Below are 8,449 nucleotides of genomic sequence, written 5' to 3'. Positions count from 1 at the left end.
TCCAATGGATTCGGAAAAAAGATATTTTCAGAATTTTTAAGGAGGCTCGTTTTACAGATTACATACGACTCGCGGTTCTTCGCATTCCCATTCATATTTCGCTGATTATTTCGATGTATGTGGTCTTGAAAACATTCGGTGTATTGGTGCCCTTTGTAAAAATTCTTGGAAACATCCCGCTCGCTATATTGATCGGAACCATTCCCATCACACCGGGAGGGCTCGGCACCACCAATGCGGCGCTTGTTGAACTTCTAAATCCCTACTTAAAAGGACCTCTTTTCGACAGCGGAACCATTACCCCCTCAGAATTACTTTTCGCCGCTAGCCTCCTTTGGATGTTTGCCAACTATCTCTTTAAAACGTTGGTGGGGGCCTTCTGCCTTCGACATGTCTCCAAAAGCCTTTTCGATATAGATCAAGAGCCAGAAGGAATAGCCGTCCACGTAGGAGAAATTCCACCTTTATAAATGAGTAGTAAAAAAGTTGCTTGTTTATCCGAGCCAACCTCCTGTAAAATTAAGACAAATAGGAGGCGAGCCTATGTCAGAAAAGGAAGTGCTCTTGGAGCAGGTACCCCTGATCGATTTTTTCAGAAAAAGGGTTCAAACGGCACTTGAAAACCACAGAGTTCAAACCAGCGATATTCTTGAGTTTTATCTTGTTAATTTGCTTCAGGAATTCCGCAAAACCGAGAAACTCTTTCAGGTTCAGGGTTCCAAAATGACAGAAAAACCATTGGCGCTGATTCTGGCAGACGCCATCGAAGGAGACACCAATACACGCATCCGTTCTCTCAAACAATTGGGCGACGTGAGTTTATACACGGCCGGATTTTTTGCCGAAAGCATTAGCCGGCGTACCATCACGCTTGGATATTACATCCGCATGGGCGGTGGGGCATACCAAAGTTTGGCGCAACTTTTATGCAATCAAAAAACATTCGCGGAGCTCTACGCGGAATTGTCAAAACTTTTTCCGAATCTGGTTTCTGTTTTGTCGGAGGTGGCGCACGCAACTCATTGGAACACGGACCGTGATCTGCTCAAGCTCTATGAGCGCTGGCTCGCCACGGGTGACCAGAACATTGAAAATTTATTGAATCAGGCGGGCATTCAAACTCAAGAAAAGGAGACATTCAACAAACCACAATGATTCTTAAAAAAATCCAAGATCAACTGGAGACATTTTATCGAATCGAGCTGAAGTATAACGTAGAAGATTTTATTATTTCCAATCCCTCAACCGCGAGTACTATTCAGAAAAAAATCGGTTCCCGCTTCGCGCAAGAAGCTCTCTTTATCAAACAAACATCGGGAGAAATGGAAGTCGGTCTTTACGTGGACGAAAAAATACTGGCCCATCTGCAGGAACATAATCCCTACCAACATTTTGGGAGTCACAATCTCAACGCCTTTTGCATTGCCACGGAAGGGGTGAGTCATTTTCTCTATCTTTTGCGAAGAGCGGAAATAGGGAACCCCGTCACGCAACTGGAATTGGAATTACAAGCCGAGATAGACAAATATCTTATGACCGTTCTTTTATTTTATAGTCAAGACGGCAAAATTCCGGAATTTTTGTTTTCCTCTCTGTTTGAAAATTTTATGTGGGACAAAAATCTGACCGAGACAGAGACGGCTCGCTATAAAGAAGCCAACCGGCTGGCAATGAAATTTTGTTTTTATTTGGAGAGTCATTTCGTTCGCTGTGCCAAGTGGGACAGACTTTTCGACACGGCACGTCAATTTTATCACCTCAATCATTGGTCGAAAATCCGCCAACTGACACCTTAGTAGAATCTGCCGAGTGAGCAAAGCGAACGTGAGGGGGGTCAAGGCAGGAAAACTTGGTCCAGTGGACCAAGGGAAACTGCCGCGACAGCATTTAAAAATTTGCCGGTGGAGGGGGCTTTGCTAAGCCCCTACAAATAGAAAGCGCACCGCCTTGACTTCAAAAAATGTTTGTGTGACAAACTGGCGGTGTTTTTGGCCTACACCAATTTTCTTTATCGCACCCGCTGGCCTCTCGCCGTTTTTTTTACCGTCATTTTTGGACTTTGCGTCTGGAAAGCAAGTCATCTTAAATTAAGAAGCGATTTCAAAGAACTTCTCCCAGAAAATTTTCAAAGTGTAAAAGATTTGGATAGGATCGGCGCACGCGTTGGTTCCACCGGTTCTCTCATTGTGGCCATCGAATCAGACAACCCGCAGGATTCGATCCGTTTTGCGAAAGATTTGATTTCCAAACTGAAAGAATACCCGCCGGAATACATTCAAAACATTGAGTATAACGTTTCTGAATCAAAGAAATTTTTTGAAGACAACAAATATCTTTATATCGATCTTCCCGATCTTCGGGAAATCCATGATCGTCTTGCGAGACGCATCCAGAGGGAAAAACTAAAAACAACGGGACTCTTGCTGGAACTGGAAACTCCTGAAGAGAGGGATGCGGCGTTCACGACCAAAGATATCGAAGACAAATATAAAAGCAAAACAGCCAAATACGATGACTATATCGATGGCTATTTTTTTGGTGAGAAGGGACATCTCATGGCCGTTATTATTCGGCCTCCGGGTTCTGCTACGGGCGTCGAATTTTCAAAAAAACTGCTCACCAAAGTCAATGAAACCATCAAACAATTGAATCCGAAAAGTTATAACTCTTCCATGGTGGTCGGGTTCACCGGAAAATTTCGACGAGTTCTTTTTGAATACCAAACTCTCATTGATGACATTGTTTCAACAGCACTGCTTTGCATTACGCTCGTCAGTCTTGCGGTGCTTCTTTACTTTCACCGTTTTCGCATGGTTTTTCTGATGGGCTGGTCCGTTTTCAACGGCGTCGCATGGGCCTTTGCCGCCACAACATGGAAAATTGGTTATCTGACAACACAAACGGCATTTTTGGGATCAATCATTATCGGAAACGGAATCAACTACAGTCTTATTTTGATGGCCCGATATTTGGAAGAACGCAAACAGCACAAAACGCCGATCGAAGCTCTGCAAATTTCCATCCCGGCAACTTTTGCCGGCACACTGACATCCAGTCTTACAACTTGTGTTGCCTTCGGCACTTTAATCATCACCGACATTCGCGGATTCACGCAGTTTGGTTTTATTGGAGCGTTGGGGATGTTTTCCTGTTGGGTGGCCAGCTACACCGTTCTCCCCGCTTTTCTTGCCATCTCTGAAGAGATTGTGCCCGTGATCCGTCCAACAACAAAGGCGTGGTTTCAATTTCATCTCCTAAAAAAATACACCTCTCACCTTTCCTCATGGGCCAAAAATCTGAACCGTGCCACCATTGCGTTAAGTCTTGTGTCCGTCATCACACTGCTTTTTTTCATTCCGAATTCTCTTGAATATGATTTCACAAAACTCCGTGTAAAATCAAAAGGACGGGAAGCCTCTGAAGAAGCAAAATTAAATGACCGTGTCCGTCCCATTTTTGGCGCCTCCATGACACCGGCCGTATTGGTAACAGACCGGACCGATCAAGTTATTCCTCTGTGCGATGTCATTTTGCAAAAAAATGCCCAAGACCCTGTGGAAAAACAGGTCGTCGATGGTTGCAAATCGATTTACAGTCACATTCCGGACGACCAAACTGAAAAAATAAGAATTCTTGGAAAGATACGCAAATTACTCGATGACAGCTCTCTCGATTTTCTTAATGAAGAACAAAAGAAAGAGGTTGAAAAATTCAGGACTGAAACAATTGTCAAACCGGTTGCGCTCAAAGATCTTCCTGAAAATGTTCTCAAAAATTACCGTGAAAAAAACGGGGATTTAGGAAAACTTGTCTATGTCTATCCCACCGACAAAGCTCCGCTATGGAACGGAAAAAATCTGATGCGCTTTGCCAACATGATCCGTGAAAATAAACTTCCCACGGGAGAGGTGCTTACCGCTTCGGGAGATTCCGTTATTTTTTCCGACATTTTAATTGCTGTCATGAAAGACGGGCCCAAGGCCACACTGATCGCTTTCCTTGCTGTCTGCCTTGTGGTGGCCCTCATTTTTCGGGAATGGCGCGGCTTTGTTTTCATCACGGGAACACTTGTGCTGGGAGTGCTCTGGATGGGTGGCGCTATCGGATTACTGAATATCAAGATCAACTTTTTCAATTTTATCGCCATCCCTACCACTTTTGGAATCGGCGTTGATTACGGTGTTAATATTTATCAACGCTATAAATTGGAAGGAAAGGGTTCACTGCCAAAAGTTCTCAATACAACGGGAGGCGCCGTGGCACTCTGTTCCATCACCACTATCATTGGTTATTTCACACTGATCATCGCAAAAAGTCAGGCCCTCGTTTCTTTCGGATGGATCGGAATCATCGGCGAAGTTACCTGCCTCACCGCCGCCCTAATTTTCATCCCGGCGCTGGTGATGACCCTCGAAAAAAAATGATCGAGTTTTTTTAAGAAAAGAATTCCTTAAACGAGCTTGGGATTTTGTCGTTGATGACAAAATCGGCATGGGAAAACTGGGATAGATTTTGCAAGTCTCACTCAATTTCTTTAAGGATCCCCGTTGCTCTGGTGCGAATTCTTTCACTACTGTCTTCAACAGCTTTTAATATTGTGCTTTTGATTTGTGATTTGAAGTCGGAAGAAAGTGTTTGCTTATAGAATAAACCTAAGGCCTTTAAACACCACCACCGCTCATCTTCATCGCCTTGATGACATTTTTCGATCAATGCGGGGATGGCTACATCGCCCAATTCTGACAACGACCTTGCGACACCGGGACCAAACTCTAGAGAATCAACTAGAAATGAAATCGTTTTTGGATCTCTTAATTTCCCAACGGCATCTAGCAAATCGATATAGTATTCACCATAAGCTTCTCCATCAGGAGCACCTTCCACAGAAGATTCATATTTCTCTCTGATTTTCTGATATACTTTCCCCTCTTTCTGGGAAAGCACAATAATTTTCTGTTTGATCTTTGCCTCTTCCAAAAATACGGGGTTGAATAAAATTTCTTTGATCCCTATCTGTCTGACCCCCCATTTGGGATCATTTAGCTCCTGCAGTATTTTATTAGTGACAGTCCCGGAGTTAATTAGATGCCGGCCACTAAACCTGCCAACGAGAATCACAACTGCAATAACCAGAAAAGTTGCCACGAAAAAAACCAAAATTTTCTTCATAAAATCCTCCCGTTTCTACTGTTTCCTCCAATCTACATGCACATGGCCCACTCCCGACAACTTGCGTGGTTCAAGATAAACTGGGTGAGCAGTGGCGGCAACATCAGCCAGTTTTTGCCAATCGTCTATATTAGGAGAACCCTTAAGATCAATGGAAACCGTTTGGATATCAACTGCACTTCCATAAATATGTTGACTCTCTGGCACCCCACCAACTCGTAAGTTACGGACCGGATTCCGATAAGCACTATTTATTTGTGCAGGGTTTGGTGAGTAGTTCTCAGCAATAATTTGGTAGCCTTCCACCATCCCTTGCACAACAATCGCCCAAGTATAATCTCCAGTATTAAATTGGCCGCCACTTTGGGTAAATCCCGCCCGCGCGGGGATCCAGTTTTTTTTCATATCCACATACTCTTGTCTCAATTGATCCAGCTCGTCTTGCTGGATAAGAATCGAAGTTTGTTGCGTTCGATCCTTATCCTCTACCGAGGCAGTTATTTTATACGAAAGCTTTCCTTTTCTTCCTTGTGGCTGAGACGGGGGATTTGCCTTCAATAGCGACTCTCTAGGATAATCAGGATTGTTTTTCAACTCTGCTGGATCCAAAGTCCCACTGGCTATCGGAGTCATTTTTCCATCTTCACTTTTCCAATCAATACCCGCGCTTAATGCAGAATCCCCTTCAACTCTCGCACGAAATTGAAGCGCATCCGTTGAAATAAAAGAAGAATTGGGGCTGGGGGTTTTGACTTCATAAATGGCTAAGCCTTCCTTCATTGCTTTCCACTCTAACTCCATGCCAATCTCTTTAATGGTTCCCTTAAACTGAAGAACATTATTGCCTTTTTCCTGTCTTAATATTGCATGCTCTGGACCGAAAACATTCCAAGCATTTAGAGTGCTTCGTCCCCCAGCATTCATGAGCGACAGTTTTTCCGTCGCTTTACTGGTTAGCGTGATCATGCCTTTTTCAACTTTGCCTTCGACTGTAAATTTTATTTCTTTCATTTTTCCATCCAGATGAGCTTCGGGAGACACGCGGGTGACAATTAAATTTGCTGGAGCGGAAACATTGAACCAATAATTGGCGGTTCCCTGTCCTGCTATTGTCCCATCGCTTTTGATATCGAACTCAAAAGATGGCACGGCATGACCGATGTCCTTGTTAACCATCGCAGTCCCAACCCTTGTGTGTTGTTCTATTTTTCCTTTACAAAATACACCACGCCAGTGTCCTATGAGTTCTTGAGGAACAGAAATCTGCGCTTGTGAGGAAGAAAGCCACGATACCACCAGCAAGGTGAGGATTATATTGCGCCTATCCATTTTTAATTTTTGCTCACCGGACAAAAAGACCGAAACAAAATTTGATATTTTCCGCCAAGGGAAAACTTTTTTTCATTATCCTTCCATAGGTGTTCAGTTTGACCTAACGGAATCTGCACCGTTTTTTTCAGTTTCAATTTTTTATTTTCAATTTGGTATACAAAAAAGGTTGTAGGTGCATCATGGTCCTCTTTCATCACGCAGAGCTGATCCCTCTCAAACCAACCCAGTGAGGTTGAACTTTTTTCTTCTGTTACTGTTTGTTCAAACGAATCGATTTTGTCTAAAAACAAGTGGGTCCAATGGATATCCACTGGACCTTTCACATCAGGCAAATAAAGGAGTGAGAAAGCTTCGGCCTCACTATTTTCTGTTACAAATGCCCAACCGGAGGAGGACATATCAAAAGAAAGAAAATCGCTCGCTATGTTTCCCCTTTCAATGCCTTCAGCATAGATATCGTAGGAAGGGTAGGTATATGCGTCCCACTCTAACAAAAAATTCGGTGGGGAAACAAAAGAATAAGTTTCGATGACATTATTTGGAGGAGTTGGCCATTCTTCCAATTCTTGAGTGATGAATCTTAATTCAGAAAGACCGGTGTCATCATATTTTTTCCCCTTGTACACGCTCTTGATCATAAAAACAATGGCGGGCGCTTTGAACGGTTCTTTAAGCGAAACGATCTGTATTTCCGGGGAATCATCAAATTTAATCGTTTGAGGTTTCGTAAAAGGAGAGAAGATAACAATTTCCCTTATTCGATTGTTGTTTTCAAATGTTGTTTTGTCTTTGGCATAACCATTAACAACCTTAATTTTTTGGAAGGTTAACTCCCTTATGTTGGAACCGATTTCCCATGTAATACCAATACCGGAACCTGGGATGCCTTCCACCCATGCTGTGTGAGGATTGCCATCGAAAAGATTTCTCATGGAATAACGACTCAAATATTTCCCAAATTGGCTAACAACTTGCGAGGTAATAACCGTATTTGCATGGTTTTCAGCATCTGAAAAAGAAATTTGGTTTCTTCCTTTAAAATTTTTTGGGATTTCTTTTAAAATGAGTTGCTTTTTTGTTTCATTTTGTTTTTTACACTCATTTTCCGGCAGTGGCACCCTCACTAGGGGACCTTTTTCAAATATGTTGCCACTAGCCTCCAAAGTTTTCAAATCACAATCCTCCTTTCATCGGATTGCATTGGTCTTGTCCCTCCCTTTTAAATGCTCCCCCAAAGCCATGGTATGTCTCACAACTAAGAATATATTTAACCCCGTTAATTGTTTCAAACTGAATACTTATTATATCAGCGGGCCATGTGTGGCCTTCTGTAATATCGTATATTGAACACGTTCCACTAATTTCCCTAAGTATTCCTTTCTGAATAAAATCTTTTAAATCGTTGACAACTGCATAAAGTTCACCCGGATATTTGATTGAGATATAATCAGCAATTAAATCTTCAACACATTGATCCATGTTAAAACACCCCCTGTTCTTTAAGCCAAGAGATTTGCACATTTTCAAGATATATTTGGTTGCCACCGCCGACTAATCCACGTTGAGGGGCAATAGAACCTTCATAAAATGTTTGTCCCGGTGGAACTTCAATTTTAATCCAGTGAGTAGCCCTGTTTCCCCAGCGAGGATCCAACGAGGAATCAATCATGGATTGCATTGAACTGGATGGTTTCGTCCTTGTCCAAAATACGCCGAGCTTATCGGCTGTTTTAACTGGCCCACTCTGAGCACGATATAAAATAATAGGTCTGGTGTTTTGATAAGCAACATAAGTGCCGCTCCTGAACGTGTTAGCAATCGTTTCTGACCCCAGAATTTTGTAGTGTAGTGGCCCAGCGTTCAAAGGACTATGTTTTCGCCATTGGGATACACTTTTCCCCATCTCCTCCGCTTACCTCAACGCATAATTCGCATCCGCCGCCGTTCT

The 8,449-nt window shown here is 42.9% G+C and carries 8 protein-coding genes; 4 read left to right on the top strand and 4 right to left on the bottom strand.

Annotation, left to right across the window (positions count from 1 at the left end; genetic code table 11):
• From HY877_00175 to HY877_00160, 4 genes are all read left to right on the top strand, one after another.
• Positions 1–470: flippase-like domain-containing protein (locus HY877_00175; protein MBI5298704.1), on the top strand; the 470-nt coding region annotated here is incomplete at its 5' end.
• A 73-nt stretch (positions 471–543) separates the two neighbouring features.
• Positions 544–1,155, top strand: coding sequence for a hypothetical protein (locus HY877_00170; GenBank protein MBI5298703.1), 612 nt, complete (start codon positions 544–546; stop codon positions 1,153–1,155).
• Entirely contained in the window at positions 1,152–1,796 is a 645-nt protein-coding gene (locus HY877_00165; GenBank protein MBI5298702.1) for a hypothetical protein, read from the top strand. The genes HY877_00170 and HY877_00165 overlap by 4 nt, the downstream gene beginning before the upstream one ends.
• 192 nt (positions 1,797–1,988) lie before the next feature.
• On the top strand, positions 1,989–4,424 hold the full coding sequence (locus tag HY877_00160; GenBank protein MBI5298701.1) for an MMPL family transporter: 2,436 nt from the start codon (positions 1,989–1,991) through the stop codon (positions 4,422–4,424).
• Positions 4,425–4,521: 97 nt separating this feature from the next.
• Here the strand turns inward: HY877_00160 and HY877_00155 are convergent, their stop codons facing one another.
• The 4 genes from HY877_00155 to HY877_00140 form a co-directional block, all read right to left on the bottom strand.
• The gene (locus HY877_00155) at positions 4,522–5,169 is read right to left on the bottom strand and encodes a HEAT repeat domain-containing protein (GenBank protein ID MBI5298700.1); all 648 of its coding nucleotides are present in this window, start codon (positions 5,167–5,169) and stop codon (positions 4,522–4,524) included.
• A gap of 15 nt (positions 5,170–5,184) precedes the next feature.
• Positions 5,185–6,345 carry a hypothetical protein gene (locus HY877_00150; GenBank protein MBI5298699.1) on the bottom strand — a complete coding sequence of 387 codons (1,161 nt, stop codon included), beginning with the start codon at positions 6,343–6,345 and terminating at the stop codon, positions 5,185–5,187.
• Positions 6,346–6,500: 155 nt separating this feature from the next.
• Positions 6,501–7,433 carry a hypothetical protein gene (locus HY877_00145; GenBank protein ID MBI5298698.1) on the bottom strand — a complete coding sequence of 311 codons (933 nt, stop codon included), beginning with the start codon at positions 7,431–7,433 and terminating at the stop codon, positions 6,501–6,503.
• Between the two features lie 241 nt (positions 7,434–7,674).
• Positions 7,675–8,046, bottom strand: a complete 372-nt coding sequence (locus tag HY877_00140) for a hypothetical protein (GenBank protein MBI5298697.1) — start codon at positions 8,044–8,046, stop codon at positions 7,675–7,677.
• Positions 8,047–8,449: the final 403 nt, after the last annotated feature.

It is taken from the genome of Deltaproteobacteria bacterium (assembly GCA_016213065.1).
Classification (GTDB): domain Bacteria; phylum UBA10199; class UBA10199; order SPLOWO2-01-44-7; family SPLOWO2-01-44-7; genus JACRBV01.
The sequence above is the reverse complement of the archived record's forward strand: the minus strand, read 5'-3'. Positions and strand labels throughout refer to the sequence as shown.